This window comes from Vogesella aquatica (genome assembly GCF_028548455.1).
Lineage (GTDB): Bacteria > Pseudomonadota > Gammaproteobacteria > Burkholderiales > Chromobacteriaceae > Vogesella > Vogesella aquatica.
On sequence record NZ_JAQQLF010000029.1, the window covers coordinates 19,707 to 39,458 of the forward strand.

Annotated in this window: 18 protein-coding genes; 4 read left to right on the forward strand and 14 right to left on the reverse strand. The window is 59.2% G+C overall.

The features are described from left to right. The first annotated feature begins 166 nt into the window (after positions 1-166). From PQU95_RS17395 to PQU95_RS17405, 3 genes are all read left to right on the forward strand, one after another. The gene (locus tag PQU95_RS17395; RefSeq protein WP_272753178.1) at positions 167-916 is read left to right on the forward strand and encodes a GNAT family N-acetyltransferase; all 750 of its coding nucleotides are present in this window, start codon (positions 167-169) and stop codon (positions 914-916) included. 70 nt (positions 917-986) lie between these two features. Then, positions 987-1,688 carry a tRNA (N6-threonylcarbamoyladenosine(37)-N6)-methyltransferase TrmO gene (gene tsaA, locus PQU95_RS17400; RefSeq protein ID WP_272753179.1) on the forward strand — a complete coding sequence of 234 codons (702 nt, stop codon included), beginning with the start codon at positions 987-989 and terminating at the stop codon, positions 1,686-1,688. A gap of 68 nt (positions 1,689-1,756) precedes the next feature. Continuing rightward, positions 1,757-2,635 (forward strand): Tim44 domain-containing protein, encoded by an 879-nt coding sequence (locus PQU95_RS17405; protein WP_272753180.1) that lies wholly within the window; start codon positions 1,757-1,759, stop codon positions 2,633-2,635. A 184-nt stretch (positions 2,636-2,819) separates the two neighbouring features. On the opposite strand, the gene PQU95_RS17410 is transcribed toward PQU95_RS17405, so the two are convergent. Then, positions 2,820-4,733 carry a bifunctional diguanylate cyclase/phosphodiesterase gene (locus tag PQU95_RS17410; RefSeq protein WP_272753181.1) on the reverse strand — a complete coding sequence of 638 codons (1,914 nt, stop codon included), beginning with the start codon at positions 4,731-4,733 and terminating at the stop codon, positions 2,820-2,822. Positions 4,734-4,741: 8 nt separating this feature from the next. Beyond that, on the reverse strand, positions 4,742-5,404 hold the full coding sequence (locus PQU95_RS17415; RefSeq protein WP_272753182.1) for a transglutaminase-like cysteine peptidase: 663 nt from the start codon (positions 5,402-5,404) through the stop codon (positions 4,742-4,744). A gap of 203 nt (positions 5,405-5,607) precedes the next feature. Here PQU95_RS17415 and PQU95_RS17420 point away from each other — a divergent pair, with 203 nt between their 5' ends. Beyond that, positions 5,608-7,548, forward strand: coding sequence for a TolC family outer membrane protein (locus PQU95_RS17420; protein ID WP_272753183.1), 1,941 nt, complete (start codon positions 5,608-5,610; stop codon positions 7,546-7,548). A gap of 190 nt (positions 7,549-7,738) precedes the next feature. On the opposite strand, the gene PQU95_RS17425 is transcribed toward PQU95_RS17420, so the two are convergent. From PQU95_RS17425 to PQU95_RS17480, 12 genes are all read right to left on the reverse strand, one after another. Beyond that, positions 7,739-9,370, reverse strand: coding sequence for a methyl-accepting chemotaxis protein (locus PQU95_RS17425; protein ID WP_272753184.1), 1,632 nt, complete (start codon positions 9,368-9,370; stop codon positions 7,739-7,741). 35 nt (positions 9,371-9,405) lie between these two features. Then, positions 9,406-10,179 carry a TatD family hydrolase gene (locus tag PQU95_RS17430; protein ID WP_272753185.1) on the reverse strand — a complete coding sequence of 258 codons (774 nt, stop codon included), beginning with the start codon at positions 10,177-10,179 and terminating at the stop codon, positions 9,406-9,408. Positions 10,180-12,822: 2,643 nt separating this feature from the next. Next, entirely contained in the window at positions 12,823-15,756 is a 2,934-nt protein-coding gene (locus PQU95_RS17435; protein ID WP_272753186.1) for a DUF927 domain-containing protein, read from the reverse strand. A gap of 2 nt (positions 15,757-15,758) precedes the next feature. Then, positions 15,759-16,109, reverse strand: a complete 351-nt coding sequence (locus PQU95_RS17440) for a hypothetical protein (RefSeq protein WP_272753187.1) — start codon at positions 16,107-16,109, stop codon at positions 15,759-15,761. A 12-nt stretch (positions 16,110-16,121) separates the two neighbouring features. Then, positions 16,122-16,790 (reverse strand): hypothetical protein, encoded by a 669-nt coding sequence (locus tag PQU95_RS17445; protein ID WP_272753188.1) that lies wholly within the window; start codon positions 16,788-16,790, stop codon positions 16,122-16,124. Next, on the reverse strand, positions 16,787-17,116 hold the full coding sequence (locus tag PQU95_RS17450) for a hypothetical protein (protein WP_272753189.1): 330 nt from the start codon (positions 17,114-17,116) through the stop codon (positions 16,787-16,789). The genes PQU95_RS17445 and PQU95_RS17450 overlap by 4 nt, the downstream gene beginning before the upstream one ends. Continuing rightward, a complete protein-coding gene (locus tag PQU95_RS17455; RefSeq protein WP_272753190.1) occupies positions 17,113-17,658 on the reverse strand; it encodes a hypothetical protein in 546 nt (181 codons plus the stop codon). Before PQU95_RS17455 ends, PQU95_RS17450 begins: the two co-directional genes overlap by 4 nt. Further along, positions 17,648-18,445 carry a KilA-N domain-containing protein gene (locus PQU95_RS17460; RefSeq protein ID WP_272753191.1) on the reverse strand — a complete coding sequence of 266 codons (798 nt, stop codon included), beginning with the start codon at positions 18,443-18,445 and terminating at the stop codon, positions 17,648-17,650. Before PQU95_RS17460 ends, PQU95_RS17455 begins: the two co-directional genes overlap by 11 nt. Further along, positions 18,445-18,774: a hypothetical protein gene (locus tag PQU95_RS17465; protein ID WP_272753192.1), complete on the reverse strand. Its 330-nt coding sequence runs from the start codon at positions 18,772-18,774 to the stop codon at positions 18,445-18,447. Before PQU95_RS17465 ends, PQU95_RS17460 begins: the two co-directional genes overlap by 1 nt. Further along, positions 18,768-19,226: a hypothetical protein gene (locus tag PQU95_RS17470; RefSeq protein WP_272753193.1), complete on the reverse strand. Its 459-nt coding sequence runs from the start codon at positions 19,224-19,226 to the stop codon at positions 18,768-18,770. Before PQU95_RS17470 ends, PQU95_RS17465 begins: the two co-directional genes overlap by 7 nt. Further along, on the reverse strand, positions 19,226-19,423 hold the full coding sequence (locus PQU95_RS17475; protein WP_272753194.1) for a helix-turn-helix transcriptional regulator: 198 nt from the start codon (positions 19,421-19,423) through the stop codon (positions 19,226-19,228). Before PQU95_RS17475 ends, PQU95_RS17470 begins: the two co-directional genes overlap by 1 nt. Then, positions 19,420-19,647 carry a helix-turn-helix domain-containing protein gene (locus PQU95_RS17480; RefSeq protein ID WP_272753195.1) on the reverse strand — a complete coding sequence of 76 codons (228 nt, stop codon included), beginning with the start codon at positions 19,645-19,647 and terminating at the stop codon, positions 19,420-19,422. Before PQU95_RS17480 ends, PQU95_RS17475 begins: the two co-directional genes overlap by 4 nt. Positions 19,648-19,752 lie beyond the last annotated feature (105 nt).

Consider the following 19,752-nt stretch of genomic DNA (forward strand, 5'->3'; position numbering starts at 1 on the left):
ACCGAGTATTGTACGCCAAAAGCGCAAACTTTATAAGTCGTTGATTTTAATCACCCTGCTTGTCATGCGGGTTTCAAAAGACCGTCATCATCATGCCATGCCCGCGTCACGGCGCTGTCAAACTGCCTGCATAGCATGGTGGCACTACCCCTACCCGGAGTGCACGATGCAGCAAGGTCTCGAAACCGCTGTGCTGGCACCAGCCAGCAAGCTGAGTGTGCGTGTGGCGCATAGCGCCAAGGATATCCGTCGCGCACAAAAGTTGCGTTATCAGGTATTTGCCCAAGAGATGGGCGCCAAGCTGGCCTCAGCCGCCGAGGGCATAGACCGTGACGAATACGACCCCTATTGCGACCACCTGATCGTGGAAGACAACACCACCGGCAAAGTAGTCGGTACCTACCGCATGCTGCCGCCACACAAAGCGCGCCAGCTGCCCAGCCTGTATTCCGAGCACGAATTCGACATGAGCCGCCTGGCCGGCATCCGCGACCATATCATCGAAATTGGCCGCTCTTGCGTCCACAAGGACTACCGCCGCGGTGCCGTCATTGCCCTGCTGTGGGCCGGCCTGGCTGACTACGTACGCCAGCACGGTGGCCAGTACCTGGCAGGCTGCGCCAGCGTGAGCCTGGCCGATGGCGGCCATCAGGCCGTCAGCCTGTACCGCCTGCTGGAAAGCAAAAACCTGTCACCAGCAGAATGGCGCGTCACCCCGCACCTGCCCTTGCCGCTGGGCGAGGTGCAGGACGACAGCCAGGTGCCTGTACCACCGCTGATCAAGGGCTATCTGCGCGCTGGTGCCTGGGTGTGCGGCGAGCCGGCGTGGGACCCGGATTTCAACTGTGCCGACTTCTTCATGCTGCTGCCGATGAGCCGTCTGGACATGCGCCATCAGCGTCACTTCGCGGGCTGACCTCTCCCGGCCCGTCCCGCCCAAGGTTGGCTGCACGCCCGTGCGGCCAACCTTTCGCTACAATCGGGGCATGAGCTACACACTGCACCCTATTGGCCTGATCAACTCGCCGTATCAGGAAAAGTTCGGCATACCACGCCAACCCGCGCTGGCACCGTCCGCCCCGGTGAGCCTTACCCTGCTGCCACCCTACAACCAAGCCGACTGCGTGCGCGGCCTGGAGGCTTTTTCCCATGTATGGCTGACGTTTGTCTTTCACGAAACCCTGGCCCGAGGCTGGCAGCCGCTGGTACGCCCGCCGCGCCTGGGTGGCAATAGCAAGGTAGGCGTCTTTGCCAGCCGCGCCACGCACCGCCCCAACGGCTTGGGCTTGTCATTGGTCGAGCTCAAAAGTATCGATACACAGCAAGGTGTCACCCTGCATCTGGCAGGGGCAGACCTGCTACACGGCACGCCGGTGCTCGACATCAAACCTTATATTCCTTTTGTGGAGGCCAAACCGGATGCTCGCGGCGGCTTTGTCGACGGCCCGCCCCCGCAGCTAGGCGTACAGTGGCAGCCCAAAGCACTGGCAGATCTGCAAGCCTGGCACACGGCACCCGCATGGCTGGCCGGCTTGATAGACGAGGTGCTGGCACAAGACCCCCGGCCCGCCTACCAGAACGACCCGACACGCGTCTACGGCATACGCCTGGCTCACTGTGACGTCCGCTTTGCCATACAAGGCGATACGGTGCTGGTACTTGAAATAATCCCGCCCGCCCAGAACTAAGCCATGTTTCGCGTAGTCGAAACGCTGCCTGACCATCAGAGTCAGCTTACCTACTGGAGAATGAATCAATGATTACCCGAGCGAAGACGTCCATTCTGGCCCTCTCCCTCATTGCTGTGCTGGCCACGCCGTTTGCAGAAGCCGCACGCGTGGGTAAAGGCAAGAGCGCCGGCATGCAGCGCGCCACCCCTACCCAAAGCTTCTCGCAACAGAACGCCATCCCTGCCAAAACACCGACCCAGGTTGCACCACAGCAAAAAGGTTCTGGCATTGGCGGCATGGTGGCCGCCGGTGCCGCCGGTGCTGCAGCCGGCTATCTGCTGGGCTCGGCCATGGGCGATGACGACGGTGGCTTCCCATGGCTGGCCGTGATCGGCGGCTCGCTTGCTGGTTTGGCACTGCTGTCTTTCCTGCGCCGCAGAGCGGCCAGCAAGCAGGCCGGCCATCGCGCACCGCCACTGCAAACGCAGCCCATGCACTTCCAACCCTCGCCGGCAGGTGCCAACGGCATTCCGCCTATCGGCTCCGGCAATAACGCCATGGGCGGCAGTGGCCTGACTCCGCCGCCGGCCTCATTCCAGCGCCTGCCAGACGGTACGGAAGCCCCGCACTTCCTGCGCCAGGCGAAAGCTACCTTCCTGCATCTGCAGAATCTCAACTCTGCCGATAGCCTGGAAGAAGTTCGCAAGTACATGACCGCCGACCTGTTCAATGCATTGAAAGACGATATGGCTGCCAATACCGAGCCTGCCGACTTCCCGCAGCTGGACTGCCAGATCGTCGAAGCGACCGTGGAAAGCAGCCGCATGATTGCCAGCGTGCGCTTTAACGGCATGGTGAGCGAAACTGTTGGCGCCCCGGCGGTACAGTTCAGCGAAACTTGGCACTACGTCAAAGACGACAACAGCAATGGCAAGTGGCTGGTGGCGGGTATCCAGCAGAGCTAAGCCAAGGTTGGCCGCAACATGCAAAAAGGCATCTCCGGATGCCTTTTTTATTTTGCACGCCAATTGCCACGCCCGCACCCTACGTACCGGCCGGCGCAACAACATGCATCATCCACAGCGCACAAACAAACAGGGCGAGATGGCTCACCACACTCGCCCTGCCATTGGCCCATGCACGAGCCGCTTACTTCACTCCCGGCCCGGTCAGGCCATCAAAACCCAGCGACAGCAACATCTGCTGCTCGGCATCGGTACGCACACCCTCTGCCACCACGCCCAGGCCGATGTTATGGGCAATATTGCATACCCCTTTCAGGAAAGCCTGGTTGCCCGCCTCCTGATCAATCTGCTGCACAAAGCTGCCATCGATTTTCAGATAGTCGATACCCAGATCGTGCAGCTGTCCGATCAGGCTGAACTGTCGACCGAAGTGCTCGATACCGACCTTGCACGGCAAATCAGCCAGCGCCAGGCACAGCACCCGGAAGCGCTCAAAGCGCTGCACGATGCCGACTTCTGCCATTTCCAGCCACAAGCGCCCGGCAGCTACACGATGGGTGCGAATCTGCCCTACCAGCTTGGCCACAAATTCGTCATCGGCCAGCGACTCTGCCGCCAGATTCACCGCAATACCGCGGCAAGCTGGCTCCGCAGCCAGCTGCTGTAGCGCCAGGGACACTGCCGCCAAATCCAGCGCCGCCACGCGGCGCGTGCGAATGGCCATCGGCATGAACTGGCCGGCAGGCAGCCACTCCTCCCCTTGCAGCAAGCGCAGTGGTGCTTCTTCATGTAGCATGCCGCCGCTGGCGTCACGCACGGCAAAGCGCACCAGCTTGAGCTGCCGCATGGCAATCGCTTCATCCAGCACACTCCCCCAGCGGTCAGCCGTCATGGCCAGCGGCTTATTGAAATTCTCGTCAGCCAGCATCACGCGTACGCCGCCAGCCGCCTCTGACAAAGCCAGCGCGTTATCCAGCCGCGACATAATGTCGCGGATCGCATCCCCATCGCGCAGGTCAGTCGCGGCCATCGCCAGACATATATCTTGCGAGGCAAAACTGCTCAACAACGCGCCAAGCTCGTCATGCAGGGCCTCCAGCCGGGCAGGTTCGGCCTGAGCACTACCCAGCAACAGGGCAAAATCAGCCCCGTTCAAGCGCGATGCCAAGCTTTCCAGACCAAAACGCTCATGATCCCGCAGCGCAGCACCGAACTGACTGAGCATTTCATCCGTCAATGGCCGCCCCAGTTTGGCATTCAGCTCCGCCAGGCCATCAATACGCATCAACAACAGCGTGCGCCCTTCCTTGTCACGCTCCCCCAGCTCGGCGCCCAGCCGGCCCATGAAATAGCCACGGTTCGCCAGGCCGGTAACGCTGTCGAAGTTGATCTGGCGACGTAGCGCTTCAAGCCGCACCGCCTCCTCTTCAAACATGGCCTTTACGCGCATCACCATGGCATTCATGGCTTGGGCCAAACGGCCCATTTCCGGCCCATCCGGCTCCGGAATGGTAATGAAGCGGCGTTGGGTGATGGATTTGGCCTGGTTTACGACAGATAACAGTTGCCGGCGGATGGTACTCACCCCCAGCGAACCGATAGCCCCCACGACCAAACCCGCCAGTAGCACCCAGAACGATACATTCAACGCGCCACGCCACAAGGACTCGTAAGCGTAACCGGCTTCGCTTTCCACCTGGATATACCCTGCCTGCATCCAGCCACTGCTTACCATCGCGCGCGCAGGAGCCGGCACCAGGGTAAACACCTCGCGAAACCAGGCCGGCGTATCGCCCGCGCGCTGCGCGTTCTGGCGTAGCACCAGCGCCTTGCCCTTTGCATCTATCCAGCTGATCTGGCGGAAATGGCCTTGGTCGAATGCGGCATTGATCAGAGTCTCCCCCATCACAGGGTCGGCCTGATTCTGGGTAATGAGCATAGCCAGCGAGTTGGCCGCGTCCGCGCTTTGTGCGGCCAACTGCTGCTGCAAGTAGTCACGCGCATTGAACAAGTTGGCCGTCAGGCTGCCTGCGGCCGCCAGCACCACCGCTGCGATAACCAGCATCCATAGCTGTTGAATCAAGGAAACGCGTTTCATGCCATCTCTCAGGAAATAAAGCCTTCGGTTTTCATCTTGTCGATAAGCTGACGCCAACGGGTCAGCCTGTCTACACTAGAATTCGGCGTTGGGCCGCCCCCCACCCAAATACCATCCGCATTGAAGCTGAACACCGGCTGCAGGTCAGCCCGCTGCGATGCAGGCCGGATCGTGGTGATGAGGTTATCAAGAATGAGTGGCTCGGCTGCGGGGTCGGCATAGTAGGCCAGTACCATATGTGCCTGCGTTACCGTACTGGCAGCGCCACCGATACGAGCCTTCACGTAGGTCAGCCTCAGCTTTTGCGGTGCTACGCCCAGTTCGCGCAGGGTAAAATATTTGGCAATCGTATAATCTTCGCAATCGCCAGCACCGCGCGCCATACTTTCCAGAGGTGTTGCCCAGTAGTCCGCCTGCTTCCACAAATCCATATCGTCAACAAACTGGTAACGCTGATTGAAGAACTGGTTTACATCGCGCAGCATGCTTTGTTCGTTACTTTCTCGCCTGGCGGACAAAAGTAACTGCTGCCACTCCCGATATATACGGACAGCCTGCCCGCCATAAAGCTGTTGCACGCGCTCTAGCGGCATTTCAGCCACAGCCAGTGCTGCCAGCACCAGCCACACAGGCAGCCAGATGAAACGAGTAAACACCAAAGGTACGCCCATAGACTGGTTCCGCTGGATGGCTATAAATGCATCCGTCTTATCACGCAACAAGCGTATAGCAAGCCTGCACATTTTGCTACGTTTAGCTTGACACTTTAGCATTCACTTCCGAAAATACAGCACATAAAGCTTTTATTTAAAATACTTAGAACTGCTGCTTAATAATAAACTGTTCAATCATCACAGTATTCTATGAGGCTCACATGAACTTCCGCCCGAAACGCATCTTTGGCAGTACGCTTATCGCCTTGCTGGCACTTTCGCTACCTATGGCCAGCCACGCCCTGGAGCTGAAAGACACCATTGAGCAAACCCTGAAGAACAATGCGGAAGTTCGCATGAAGTGGCACACATTCCGCGCCAGCCTCGAGGAACGCGGCATTGCCGAGGCCGGATTCAAACCAACAGTTGACCTGAGCTACGCCACAGCCCGCGAGAAGAACAAAGTCCCCACCACCACTGGCGGTACCAGCACTAGCAGCTTCACTCGTCATGGCTACAACCTGGCCTTGAGCCAGAACATCTTTGCCGGCTTCATAACTACCAACCAGGTAAAACAGCTGGACTATACCAGTCGTGCCCGCTACTTCGAATATCTGGCCGCCGCCGAGCAACAGGGCCTGGAGTCGGTACGCGCCTTCGTTGACGTCGTTCGCTACAGCAAACTGGTCAACATAGCAGAAGAAAACTATGCCATCCACAAAGGCATCTACGAACAGATCCTGCAGCGCGTGACCCAGGGTGTAGGTCGCCGTGTCGACCTGGAACAGATTGCCGGCCGGCTTGCACTGGCAGAGTCCAACCTGGTAAACGAGCTGTCCAATCTGAATGATGTATCCGCTCGCTATGCACGTATCACCGGCGAAGTACCGGCAAACGAGCTACAACTGCCAGCGCTGAATCTGGGCCTGATCCCTGCTGCCAATGACCTGATGGTACTGGCTGACAAAAGCAACCCGTCGCTGCAAGCTGCTCGCGCCTTTTACCGCGCAGCCGAGGCAGAAATTGATGTACGCCGTGGCGCCTTCTCGCCTACGCTTGACCTGCGCGCCAACAAGGCAGCCACTACCAACAAGGACGGTGTAAAAGGTCGCACCAACGAGCAAGCTGTCGAACTGGCCGTCAATCTGAACCTGTACCGCGGCGGGGCAGACCGGGCTCGTCTGGCTTCAGCTACCGAGCGCCGTGACGAAGCCGAAGCACTAGGCGTAAAAGCCTGCCGCGACATGCGTCAGCAGGTTTCTATTGCTTATAACGACTCGGTACGTATCAGCAGCCAACTGGAATCACTGCGTCAGCATCAGCTTTCTACAGAAAAAGCGCGTGACGCCTACCGCAAGCAGTTTGATATCGGCCAGCGCACGCTGCTGGATATGCTGGATAGTGAAAACGAGCTGTTCGAGTCGCGCCGCGAACTGTTGAATGCAGAGCTGAACCAGCAACTGGCCACCTACCGCGTACTGGGAGAATCTGGCCGCCTGATGGAAGTCATGCAGCTGAAGCCCAAAGACGATGGCGGAAACAATGATAGCGATCTGACAGCCCCAAGCTGCCCGACCAGCTACGTAGCACCAATACCACTAGATGCCAGCAAGATCCCCGCCCGCTCGTTCAATAGTGGTGCAGAGCTGGCACCCATCGTTGCCAACACCACGCCGGTCTCCCCTTCTCGCGACATTACTGTCAACCTGCAAGTGCAGTTTGACCTGAACTCTGCCAAGATCCGCGCAGAAAGCCTGCCAATGCTTGACCAGCTAGCTAGCACGCTACAAATGCCGCAGCTGGCCCAGAAACGCTTCCTGGTAGAAGGCCATACCGACAGCACAGGCAACGCGGCATCCAACCTGGCCCTGTCACAGCAACGGGCGCAAAGCGTACAAGCCTATCTGGTAAGCCGTGGCATACCAGCCAGCCGCATGGATAGCGTTGGCCGCGGCAGTACGCAGCCGCTGCCAAACAAAGCCGCCAATGACCCGCAAAACCGCCGCGTAGCCGTGGTTATGCAAGAGACAGCTGCCCGCCAAGCTACGGCACCGGTACCGGTGCCGGCAAATGCTGCACGTACTGCGCCGGCAGCTGCTGGCAAATCAGGCGCCGCACCGCTCATCCGCCGCGCAGCACCTGCGACCTCGACTACCAAGTAAGCCTGCTGCAACCCCCAAAGCCCGCACACTGCTGCGGGCTTTTTCATTTACCACCTTGCCATAAACAAAACAGCGCTGGCCATACCGTGTAGCCATCGACACACACAAACTCTCAAAAAGAAGCGCCTGTGGATACGACCATCAGGAGCTTCTTGCCAATCCGCGACCCTCATCGCGACTGGACTGTTGCCTACACCTGAAAACGTGTAATGCTATGGTCTAGTTCTTGTGACTGCTGCTTCAGGCCACCAGACAAACTGCTAGCTTCCGCCACCGCCAAGCGCGTCTGGTCATTCATCTGCGCGATCTGCTCCATATTCTGGGCGATATCCTGGCTCGCCACCCGCTGTTCCTGAATCGCCTGCACCATCTGCGCGACCTTTTCTTGCGCATAAATAGACGACTGGAAGATCTGCTGCAGAGACTGGGCAACCTTCCCTGTACCCTCCACGCCGCTTTCCACCAGCGTGTTAGCCTGCTGCATATTGTGGAACGCTTGCTGCGTATCGTGCTGCACACCGGCAATTCGGCTGGAAATCTCGGTGGTTGCCTGGCTGGTACGCTCGGCTAGCTTACGCACTTCATCTGCCACCACTGCAAAGCCACGCCCAGTCTCCCCAGCACGCGCCGCCTCGATTGCCGCATTCAGCGCCAACAGGTTAGTTTGGTCGGCGATCTCGCGAATCACGCTTACGATATTGCCAATCTCGCTAGAACGCTGGTTCAGGCTGTCGATCGTGCCAGACGTACGGCCAATGCTCTGGGCAATATGCTGTATCTGGTTTGCCGCTGTCTGCGCTATATCACTGCCGGCACGGGCATCACTCGCAGTCTGGCGAGTCTGTTGTTCCACGCCCTCTGCATTATCAGCCAGCACACTCACACTCACCGTCAACTGCTCTACCGCCGCGGCACTGGCCGCTGCAGCATTAGACTGGTTTATCGCTGCGTCATGAATGGCATGACTCACGCCAGACAGCTGCTCGGACGCACCAACCAGTTTGGCAGAGTGCGTGTGCGACTCGCGAATCAACGCTCGTACAGTCACAATCAGATGGTTCAGCGCCTGCCCGGTACGGCCAAGCTCGTTACGACCATAGTCCGGAATGGTGACAGACAGATTCTTGCTACTGGCCAGTTGCTCTGCCAATAGCGTTATCTCGCTCAATGGCCGGCGAATCGACAAAGAAATCACGACAGCCGCCCCCACCGCCGCCAACAATGCCAGCGTGCTTAGCCCCAGCAGCAAGCTGCGCGATGCGCTGATATCCGCCTGCACCGCCTGCTGACTGGCCTGAGCATGTTGCCCCGCATTCTCAACCAGCGTACGAGTGGTATTCTCCATACCCCGCACCGCCTCCTTCACTGGTTCCAGCGCCTTATTGCCATCTTGTGGTGTGGCCAGGCTGCCTGCCTCGATCTGGCCAGCCACACTTTTCAAGCCACCCTCATAACGCTCCATGGCAGCCAACAACGACTTGATGGACTCTTGCTCGGCACTGCTGGCCAAGGCATCCGCCTCTTGCAGATGTTTGCGCACCTTGGCTACGCTATCAAGCCACTTATCCAGGTACTCTTTCCGTTTTTCCACACTCTGGATATTCAGCAGCAAGTCTTTTTCATAGCGCCGCAAATTACCTACTTCAGACCTGACAGACTGGATATGCTGGCTAAAAGCCAAGCTACGATTTACCAGATCATCCAGACTGCTCCCCGCTCGCCCCAATGCCACAAGACTGCTACCCACAATCAATAGCAAAACCATTAGCATGAACGCAAAGCCCACACTGATGCGCGCTGTTACAGTGACATTCTTCAACATTGCTCTCTCCTTATTCACACTCATGAACAGCGGCATCACCTGCCCAGGCACAGCGCCGGCACGACCCTGCACACATTCTGATAAGTAGCATGCGCTACAGCGTCTAGCGGCAAACCACGTAACTCGGCCAATACCGCAGCAATGCGGGGAAGATTCTCAGGGTCATTAGGCTGCCCTTGCGCCCACTCCGGGGCCATATCCGGACCATCTGTTTCCAATACCAACGCCGACAGTGGCAGGGTGGCCGCCAACCGCCGTATCCGCTGCGACCCCTGATATGTCATCGCCCCACCAAATCCCAGGCAGAAGCCCAAATCTATAAAAGCTTCGGCTTGCTGGACACTGCCATTAAATGCATGTACCAGCCCCCCACGTACTCGCACTTGGCGCAAACACTTCAAAACACGATCTTGTGAGCGTCGTACATGCAGGATTACCGGCAAGTCAAATCGTCGCGCCAATTTGAGCTGGGCAAGCAGCAATGCCTCCTGTCGCGCGGGGTCCAGCCCTGGCACATAAAAATCCAGCCCGCACTCGCCCACCGCGATGGCCTTACCCTGTGACAGATAGTTCTCCAGCACGGCCAGGTGCTCATCCTCGTGCCTGTCCAGGTAAAGCGGGTGCAAACCGAGTGCCACATCCAGGCCAAACTGGTCTGCTACCGCGATAGCACGATCAAAAGTGCTGCACGACACCGCAGGTACGATCGCATGCACCACCCCTGCCGCCTGAGCACGCGCCCAGCGCTGAGCTGTATCTGCGGCAAATTCGGGCGCATCAAAGTGCAAGTGGGTATCAACAAGTGACATAAATTTGCAATATTAAAGAGGGCGGCGGAGTACAAGCCAAACAGTTAACAGTGTAGACCACGCATGCAATTTTCCACCTTGATATCGATAATTTTCAAAGAGATATACCTCTACTTTTAAAAAAACTTATATGAATAATTAAATGAAACAAAATCTTCAAATTACTCATTTTGATTTTCCTACTTCCGGCAGAATGCTAAAAAATCATTGTCATAGGCGAATCATCTGAAAACATAGGAAACAGCACAGGCCGCACAATGCACTCCTTATCGCACCTTGGCTGGATTTACCCTGTCTCCCTGGCAAGCAGCCCTACCATGCCGGCCAACAACACACGGACCAAGCTATAAACTACCGCTTGTCACCTGGGCATAAAGCGTAGACCAGCCAAGCCCGCAACAGCACAAACAACAAAGCCAGCTCTCCGGCTGGCTCTGGACGCCCTATGGCGGTGTGCCACGTAGGATAATGCCGGCGTTCTCCTCATGACTGGAAACAATCACAGGCCGTGATCAGCGCAAGACAGCTGAGATCTGGCAATAGTGTGCTCTTTGGCGGTGTACTCTTTTTGCCTGCTGGGCTGACGCACCACAAAGGATAGCGGGCAGGGTGTGTATCTTTGAGATAGGGCACCAAAAAAGTACACGAAATGGTACACAAAACGGCGGATGCGGCTGGATGCAGCCAGACGGTGCAGGACAACAAAAAACCCGCAGAGCCTTGTGCTGTGCGGGTTTCATGGACTGCTTGGGATGTTGCTGGACTTTCTCGTGGTGCCGGGGCCTCTATCGAAGTATACCCTGAAAGCCTTTCCAGACAAGCATTCTTGCTTCGTGAAAAACAAATCTATACACAATTCTATACACACATTGGCAACGCTGGGCCGTGCTGGGTGCTTATCACCGGCTGCAGCAGCGTCAAATCCAGCGCCACCAGGTTGCAGCCTGACGGGCTACGCTTCCCGCCCTGCCAGCCCTGACAACGCACCGATCTAGCCACGCTTGCCGAAAAAACGCACCGCCTCCGATTCATGGCCGGATATGCCGAGCATTCTTAACCCCCCCTCCCTTGAAAAAAACTCGCCATAAAAATGCGTGGCTAGGCACGCGGTCTTTGGCAGTGGCCGCCAGACTTTGACCCACCCCCCACCCTGCCCGAGTTTCCGGCCAGGCTGGCCAGTGCAGCCGGGCAAGTCATACGATCAAATACACCGACTTCTTTTTTGTCCAACAGCCACCCGATATCGCAACCTAGCCCCAGTCGTAGACCCCCCCCTATGATTTTTCACCGTGGGAAACGGTAGTGTTAGGCACGCGGTGTAACAGCACCGCATCGGATAAAAGAAACCAGACCCCCTGCCCACCATAAACCATTTAATTACAAATCGATTGCTTAACGGCTAGTTAATTAAGTTAGCCCCCATGGGCTGTGCCTGCCGCGCCACGACGGCCCGAACACCCGTAAGGGCCCGGGGGTCTGGGGAGGACCCGCGCCCACCGGGGTGCAAGGTGTCACGCTGCAAGCACGCGCCGGCCATACTGACGGGCGCATTCCCGACCCCACCAAAAAAGCATAGTGACAGTAGTGACATAGAACCACCCTTGTAAAATAAGGCGCTCAAGCCGACACCACGTAGTGACAAAACGCCGTGTCACTATGGTGACGCGTTAAGTAGCTTAACTACCGCCCAGCACCGGCAAGCCGAAACAACAGCAGACAGGGGGCGAACCCTCAAGCACGACCAAGGCAAAGCCACCGGGTAGAAACGCAGCCACGAGACCAACGCGGCCCCTACCAACGCTCGGACGATTAGTAACAATATCAAGCAAATACCCGCTTAATGTCACCACCGCAGCGCATCAGCCGACCATGCCAGCCACCACCACAGGGCACCAGCCCGGCCACGCCAACCACCACCACAGGGCACCAGCCCGGCCACGCCAACCACCACCACAGGGCACCAGCGCGACCACACCAGCTAGTACCACAGGGCAACAGCCCAGCCACGCCGGCAAAGCCAGCAGGGAGCGCGGCGCAGCCACACCGGCCAGCACCACAAAGCAGGGTAATGGCCAGGTGATAATCAGCAGGCTGCACAACGTAAAACCGCCACCTGTCACGGTGGCGGCTCAACGTAGCATCGGCTTGGCTAGCCCGGCACTGACAGCGCACCAGGTACGGGGTACACACCTTGAACGGCATCTCCATATTGAGAACGCGCCCAAGCCAAGGCCGCAGCCTGCGGCGCGGGTGGCAAGCAGCCCCACCACACCAGCCGGCCCGCTCCAAGCTGCACACGCCATAGCCAGCAGCGGCCAACCTTCACACCGGGCAATGGCATAAAGCGCCGGCATAGCGCGGCCTCTTCATGCCCGGGCACACCAGCCAGCACAGTGCAGTGCCCTTGCTGCAGCGACGTGCAGCCAAGGCACGGCAAGGGCAGCCGTCCTGCAGCATCACGCTGGCCTCCCTGCATTTCCTGCGGATAGTCACCACACCAGGGCAGGGCCAACGGGTCTGCCGGCGCTACGGCAGGGGCACCAGCAAAAACCGCCACGGGTTCAGGGTGGCGGCTTGCGGGTGGTGACGTGTCGGGGCTGGGCGGCTGGCTCTCTATGCCTGCAAACCACTGTGCTAGGTTACTCATACTGCCGCCTCCCCTGCCGCATCATCATTGCCAGCATCGAACAGGTTGGACGTGATGCAATACACCTTGGCCCGCCCGCTCTTGCTGTACTTGGCTTCGGGCGTGGTACGCACCTGCAACATATAGCCCGCGCCCTTGGTGGTTTCCAATGCACCAGCAGCCTGCAGCAGTTTGCAGACGCGGCCAACATCCAGCCCACTGCACACCTCATTGCGGAATGACTCGGGCAGCACGTAGTAACGAATCACGCCAGACACCTTGTCTTTCAGGCGATAGCCGCAGCGGCCAATGGTCTTGGGCGCGTGGTCGTCGGGGTCTGCTGCCATACCGTCATCTTCATGCAGCACAGCCTCATTCGACAGACGGGTAAAGCGGGCCTCGCCGTGTTGCTCGAAGAACAAGCGCACCTTGGCCAGCATTTCTTCGTCCTCGCGGTTGCCAGTCGTGCCCCGGGCCTTGAGCCAGTCAGCAAAGCACACCTTGGCGGCCTGCCATGCTGCCCCCTGCGGCCAACCTGTAACGCCCCACATGCTGGCCAGCTCACCGGCGACCGCCACCAGGGCAAAGCGTGACGCGGCGCGATGCGCCTGCCCGTGGGCATCGGCGGGCAACACCTCATCACAAAAGCGGGTCAGTTGCTGCCGGATAACCGCCCCGAGTTGGCCGCGCTCCTGTACCAGCCGCCCGATATAAGCCCGGGCCGGTGTGCCGTGATAGCGGGCAATGCCTGCTTTCAGGTGGTCTGCCAGCGCCTTGCCGCTGCCCTTGTCGTGCAGCTTATCGAACAGGCCCAGCGACTGCCCGGCATCGGCTTGCACCGCCAGCATGCGAATCTCCATGCCGGCTTTCATTTCCTTGCGGGCCTCTGCCATATGCGCGGCCAGCGTCTTTTCGCCGCTGGACATAAACAGCAAACGCCACTCCGCAACGTTGCCACGGCTGCCGCCCCGGTCGTTGGCGCGGTTCTTGCCGCGACCGTTACCCAGCATGTAGACCGTTTCCCCAACAATGCGCGGGTCACACTGGTGGATTTCGTCAAGCGGCAGTAAGCAATCACTATAAGCTGATGCAATAGACTCTAGACTATTGTCGGTCGAGCGCCAGCTTTGCAGGTAGCCCGGCGTGCCAAATACCGATGCGGCCACCTGCAGCAGCGTGGTTTTACCCTGTGAGCTATCGCCATAGAAGTGAAAGCCGCCCGACTCGCCGCCGATCACATCCAGCAACGGCCCGGCAAAGGCCACCGATACCGCAAACGCCAGGCGGCTATTACCCTCGCAGTAGCGGGCAATGTGCTGTTGCCAGTCCTGCAGGGTGCCAGCGCATTGCATGACTTCCCGCTGCTTGTTGCTGGCCTGAAATACCAGCGTTTCGCCACTGTCGCCTAGCTGGCCATCCGGCAGCAGAAACGCACCATCATGCCAGCCCAAGCGCGGCACAATCGTGGCCCGCTCGCTGCCGTCGTAACGGCACAGGTATTCCAGCAAACGCTGTTTGGCCTTTGGCCCGGCACCGATCAGCAGGCCGCGCCCCATCAGCCCCTTGACCACCTCGGCCCCCTCGCTGGTGGCCAGCAACTCAGCCGGGATATTCCACTCTTTCACGGTGTTGTCAGGGTCTGCAAAGCGCACCAGCAAACCCCATCCATCGCCAAATTTGTCCCGCGTGCGGGCAATGATTTCCAGCTTGCGGCACACCCATAGCGGCCCCTCCATTTCCTCCGTTTGAAACCAGACGCCGCTATCGGTCACGCGAAACGGGCTACCCGCACCGCCCCCACCCTTCGGGCGCTTAGGCGCGGCAGGCTTCCCGGCGTCGCCCGGTGCTGGAGGTGCTGGCGCGGCCACGTCGTGCCCTACCTCATCCGCTGCCATTGACACCAGCCACAGGCCACGCGCCTGCATCAGCGCGATATGCGCCGCCGTCCAGTCGCGCTGCAAGGCGTCTGCCGCATCGTCACCCTCGCCCCACTGGCCACCCTCCAGTAACACCGGCTGCCCCTCTGCAAGCCCGGCAGCTACACGGGCAAAGCTGGCCACGTTCACCAGGTCCACACCCGCCGCCCCCACCTTGGCCAAGGCCAAGCGCACTGCATCGGCAGCCGCTTGCCCGGGGTCGTCGGCATCCGGCCAGATCAGGCAATGCCGGCCAGCCAACGGGCTGAAATCGGCCTTGCTCACCGCCTCGGCACCGTTCATCCAGCACACGGCCACATAATCCGGCAGCAGCTTGGCGGCAGCATCGGCGGCTTTCTCACCCTCACAAATCACCACCGGGGCGTCAGGCCGTGCGGCCAACCTGTCCAGCCCGTACAGCGGGCGCGGTGCTGGCAAGCCTTTCCAACGCCACTCAGTCTTGCCGGTGGCCACGTCCTGCCATACCGACAGCGGGTAGTAGTCCTTGCTGCGCTCGTTCGCGCCCGGCTCCAGCCGCACCACATACACCAGCGGCAGCCCTGCGGCATCGTTGTAGCACCACACCTGCACTACCTTGCCCGGGTGCTTGGGCTTGCTGCGGGGCATACGGCCAAGCATGCCGGCAGGGATAGGCAACACGGGCTGCGTATCCGCTACTTTTGCGGCTGGCACCGGCAAGGGTGCGGGCTCAGCAGCGGGGCTAGCGTCACCTGCCATCACGCCAAACAGCCGGGCCAAGTCCTTGCAGGCATCGCCTTGACCATAGCCTTTCAAGTAGGCCACCAGCGACACCACATCCCCGCCCTTATCGCCGGTGGCAAAGTCTGCCCACACGCCGCTATTGGCGTTGATCGAAAACGAGCCGAAGCTCTCATCATCACTACGGTGGGGGTTCAGCATCTGCACTTCGTAGCCATGCTGCTGCCAGCGCACCCCGGCCCAGTCCAGCACGCGGGTCAAACCGGCCAACGCCGCCTGATTCACCGCATCAAACGGTAGTTTTTTTGGTGGCATAGTCAATACTCCTCTGTGCTGGCCAGCTCCAACGCCAGCGCCGCACCGTCGGCCAGATCATCGACCAAAGCTGCCAGCGGGCGGGTGTGTTGTTGGTGTGTATCGCCCAACAGGACCAGCGCATCGGCCAAGGTGGGCAGCAGCGGGGCAAGAAAGCCGCACAACGCAGCACGGGCCATATTGGCTTGCTGCTCTACCGTGTAGCCCTGCAGGCCCTGCACGGTCACGACATAGGCCAGCAGTTCTAGGCCGTAGTCCCGGCCATCATGGAAAGCGGCCACCGCGCCAGGCATATCGGAATCAAACGGCAAGCCGGGGGCCTGCCAGTGAAGGCATACGTTTTTTGCAGTCATGGGACTTACCTTTTAGACGGTGGCAGGCGTGGCGGCCTGATGCTTACGGCGGCGCTTAGGATTGGCCTTGGCCGGTGCGGGTTGCGTGGCAACACCCGGGTTTTTCAGGGCGGCAGGGTCCACCCCGGCCACACGGGCCAGCCGCGCCATAAAGGTATCAACAGCCGCAGGCTGGGGTAACAGCACCTCAGCCCAATCGCGGATAAACGGCGCAGCAGCAAACAGTGCATCAGCCCTGTTCTGATGGGTAGCCAGCAACAACAGCACGTCCGGAAAACTGAGCCGGCGCGGTGCAAAATCATAGTCACGGCGGGCAAAGCAAAGCCATTCTGGCTCATCGCCGATTTTCACCGAAGGCACCGCCAGATTGATTTGTGCGCGGTTCAGAATCATGAACGCCGCATCCGGCACCGGCAGCCCCAGCGCAACGGTTAGCAGCCATGCCGTAGCCTCCAACGCCAGCATGTGCGAATTATCTGCCGCGATCGACACCAGCCAGTCTTGTGGCACTGCGTCATCACCCAAGTTGACGATGAATTCATAGCTATGAAACTGAGCGCGGCCCGTTACCGGGTGGTCTACATAGTGCTCGTACCAACTACCAATGAGCGGTACAGCTGGGCGCTCCCCCTTGCCGGCATCGATTAAGCGCAGGTTTTTCAGGTTGATTTGCGTCGTCATGCTTCTTCCCCTTGCAGGCTGTCTGATAAGGCCCCCAGCATGCCAACAATCCAGCCGCGCAAGCGCTGCTGCTCTACGGATAGCTCACCCTCCAGCCCCAAGCGGAGCAGTAGCTCGTTTTTGCAACGATTGACCGTGGCGGCTGCAGAGTCAGGCCGCACCGCCACTGAGAACGCGAGTTCGCCTTCCAGATTACCGATCACATAAGCACGGGTCGTAGGGCTTTCTTGATAAATATCGGCAAGGACGCTAGCGCGAGTGCTGGCCGCCAAAGACACCAGCTGACCACCTTCCTCGGGGCAGAATCTCAGATGGGCGGCGCTCATGCTGTCACCTCCGACACGGCAAAGCCTTGGGCTGCGGGCTGAATGGCAACGCGCTTACCACGGGACACCAGCAACGCAGCTAGGGCGCGGGCCTCGGGCAATGTTGGCAGTGTAGAAACAGGAATGGCGTAAACGGGGAACAGGGCGCGAAAAGCGCGCAGGGCAACGCTAGGCATGGTGGCCTCCTTCTTGGGTTTAACCCCATCACTCCTGAGTCCAATCAGGGGTGATGGGTGCATGGCAAAGGTTGGACTATCAGCAAGAAGGCACTGACCCAGCCGAAGCTGGCCTTCGCCACGACCCATCATTGAAAAAGGCGCACGTGTGGCGTGTGACAGACGTAAAAATACCGCTTTCGCGGCAGTGTCTGCCTTCTTGTTCGGGAGTCCAAGCCCGGCTGCTGGATTGACAGCAACACCCGCATTGTCGCCAAGGTTCGCCGCAGCGTCAACCTGCTGGCAGGAGGCCAGTGCCAAAACTACCCCGGCCACCCACCACCAAACACGGCTGCGCGGCTGTACGTTTTCACGTTCATGCAGCATGGCTATCTCCATCGATTTGATTACCGCTATCGCTCAAGCGCCCTGCCAAGGGCAAAGCCATGCGCTGGCGCTGCTGCGTGGCGAAGGTGGTCAACACCTGTTTGCGCTCTGCGTATGGCATGCCACGGCCCAACAACAGCATGTCCTGCGCTTCCAGTAGTTCCAGCAAGCGCAGCTCTTTGCTGCTTAATGCATCCCGCTTGATGGGCGTGAAGCTGCCGCAGAATGCCCAGTTGATAAGCTTGGCCTCGTTGATGTAGTGGTGGGCAGCGGTGTGCTTGCCATCGGCCTGCCGGGAAAGGTTGAGCATTTCGCACACGCCCTTGAAGCGACTGGACGCCTCAATGCGAAACTTTTGCCAATCTTGTGGCTGAGGCGTACCGCGCACGATGGCGTCAATCTGGAGGTCACACCAGATGGCAAAGCGCACATCGAGCCACTGGGCGAAGCGAACTGCCAACTTGGGATGCAACCAGGTGCCGCCACCGTTTTGCGGGTTGCCCGCTTTGGTACGAACGTACCCGGATTGCTTGGCCAGCTTGAGTAACCGGGACTGACTGGCCGCAGAGGTGCTGGGTAAAACGCTGATTGCGTTGAACTCCTCCACAAAATCGGAATTGCCGTGATAGCTGGCCAAGGCGGCCAGGTAGTCCACGGTGTCACGTTGGCGCAGCCAATCGCCCGGCTCTTTGCCGTAATGGCTGGCGGCCTCTGTGGCATTGAACCAGGCATCGCTAGTGAAGTGCAGGCGCTGGCCGTTGAAATCGGCTTGAATGATGTTGCTCATTAGGCGGCCCCCTCGTAGCTGCAGCAGTCGCTCAAGGCGTCGCGGCGGGCAATCACGGCGTCGATAATCTCTTCCAGCATGGCCATACGCGGCGCGTAGCTCTCTGCCGCGAACTGCTTAGCAGTACGGAAACGCGCCTGCGCTTCCCATGCGGTAGCGGCAGCACGAACGCGGCGATTGTGTTCTTCCATATCGCTGCAAAGCATTGTCTTGGCCGCCTGAATCAGCTGCTCTACTTGCTCGACTTCTTCCCGGGACCAGTCCGGCACCTTACCCCCGGCCACGCTGCGGAAAACGTGGGCAATTTGTACGTATTCACGGCTTAGCATGAGGCTGCCCCCTTGATGTAATGCTGCTGTTGGGCAAGGCGATGGACGACAGTAAACGCATAGCCACCCGAGACACTGACAGCGGCGTGGCAGCTATCGCACACAGCGGCGCAGTGCTGGCCACCATCCAGACTCAGAGCCAACTGTTTGCCCAGGTAGCGGTGACTGTTGCAGACAGGGCATTGACCATGCACGCCGGCCTTGCGGCCAACCGGGACACGGGTAGAATGGCGCTCGATATCTGGAAACACCCTTGCCAAGTCTTTCAAAGAAGCCAGCCGCTGCCACGGTTGGCTTTTTTTGTTTCTCGCTTTCATATTCATTCCCTTACGGTGCCAGGCACCAGAAACGACAAAGGCCCCGGCGCTGGGTAGCGCACGAGGCCAGGACGTAAAAAAACCCGCATATAGCGGGCTTGGGGGTGGTTGGGCTTGGGGGTAGTCTGTTTTCATCAGGCAGCCTCTTGGCCTTGCCCCAGTTTCTCGGCAAGCCATTTTTCTACAGCCCTGCTGTCCCAGCGAACGGCACGCGGGCCAAGCTGGACTTGCCGGGGAAAGCCACCACTCTTCACAAGCGCGTAAAGCGTAGAACGGCCAAGGCCGGTGATCTGCATCACCTCTTCCAGCTTGAGCATACGAACACCCGTCATGCTGCATCACCCCCTGTTGGCAACTCACCCAAGCCCTGCTTGCTCGCTTCCAGAAACGCCAGCACATCGCTTTGCTTGTACATGGCACGGCGGCCAACACGGTAAAACGGCAAGGCAACACCCCCACGACTAGCCCATGCATTCAGGGTCCAGACACTCACCCCCAGATAAGCTGCGGCCTCTTGGCGCGTCATCAGCTTGGGCAACTTGATTACTTGCGACATAGCATTCTCCAAACAAAAAACCCGCACATGGCGGGCACAAAAAAAGCCGGGGCAAAGGCCACCGGCTAGCGCATTCACAAACGACAACATCCAAATGCATCCACA

Coding starts and splice junctions, on each gene's coding strand:
- PQU95_RS17420 (WP_272753183.1), top strand. CDS start 5,608: ATGAACTTCCGCCCGAAACGCATCTTTGGCAGTACGCTTATCGCCTTG.
- PQU95_RS17410 (WP_272753181.1), bottom strand. CDS start 4,733: ATGAAACGCGTTTCCTTGATTCAACAGCTATGGATGCTGGTTATCGCA.
- PQU95_RS17480 (WP_272753195.1), bottom strand. CDS start 19,647: ATGTCGCAAGTAATCAAGTTGCCCAAGCTGATGACGCGCCAAGAGGCC.
- PQU95_RS17455 (WP_272753190.1), bottom strand. CDS start 17,658: ATGCTGCATGAACGTGAAAACGTACAGCCGCGCAGCCGTGTTTGGTGG.
- PQU95_RS17475 (WP_272753194.1), bottom strand. CDS start 19,423: ATGACGGGTGTTCGTATGCTCAAGCTGGAAGAGGTGATGCAGATCACC.
- PQU95_RS17430 (WP_272753185.1), bottom strand. CDS start 10,179: ATGTCACTTGTTGATACCCACTTGCACTTTGATGCGCCCGAATTTGCC.
- PQU95_RS17395 (WP_272753178.1), top strand. CDS start 167: ATGCAGCAAGGTCTCGAAACCGCTGTGCTGGCACCAGCCAGCAAGCTG.
- PQU95_RS17460 (WP_272753191.1), bottom strand. CDS start 18,445: ATGAGCAACATCATTCAAGCCGATTTCAACGGCCAGCGCCTGCACTTC.
- PQU95_RS17405 (WP_272753180.1), top strand. CDS start 1,757: ATGATTACCCGAGCGAAGACGTCCATTCTGGCCCTCTCCCTCATTGCT.
- PQU95_RS17440 (WP_272753187.1), bottom strand. CDS start 16,109: ATGACTGCAAAAAACGTATGCCTTCACTGGCAGGCCCCCGGCTTGCCG.
- PQU95_RS17470 (WP_272753193.1), bottom strand. CDS start 19,226: ATGAAAACAGACTACCCCCAAGCCCAACCACCCCCAAGCCCGCTATAT.
- tsaA (WP_272753179.1), top strand. CDS start 987: ATGAGCTACACACTGCACCCTATTGGCCTGATCAACTCGCCGTATCAG.
- PQU95_RS17445 (WP_272753188.1), bottom strand. CDS start 16,790: ATGACGACGCAAATCAACCTGAAAAACCTGCGCTTAATCGATGCCGGC.
- PQU95_RS17415 (WP_272753182.1), bottom strand. CDS start 5,404: ATGGGCGTACCTTTGGTGTTTACTCGTTTCATCTGGCTGCCTGTGTGG.
- PQU95_RS17425 (WP_272753184.1), bottom strand. CDS start 9,370: ATGTTGAAGAATGTCACTGTAACAGCGCGCATCAGTGTGGGCTTTGCG.
- PQU95_RS17450 (WP_272753189.1), bottom strand. CDS start 17,116: ATGAGCGCCGCCCATCTGAGATTCTGCCCCGAGGAAGGTGGTCAGCTG.
- PQU95_RS17465 (WP_272753192.1), bottom strand. CDS start 18,774: ATGCTAAGCCGTGAATACGTACAAATTGCCCACGTTTTCCGCAGCGTG.
- PQU95_RS17435 (WP_272753186.1), bottom strand. CDS start 15,756: ATGCCACCAAAAAAACTACCGTTTGATGCGGTGAATCAGGCGGCGTTG.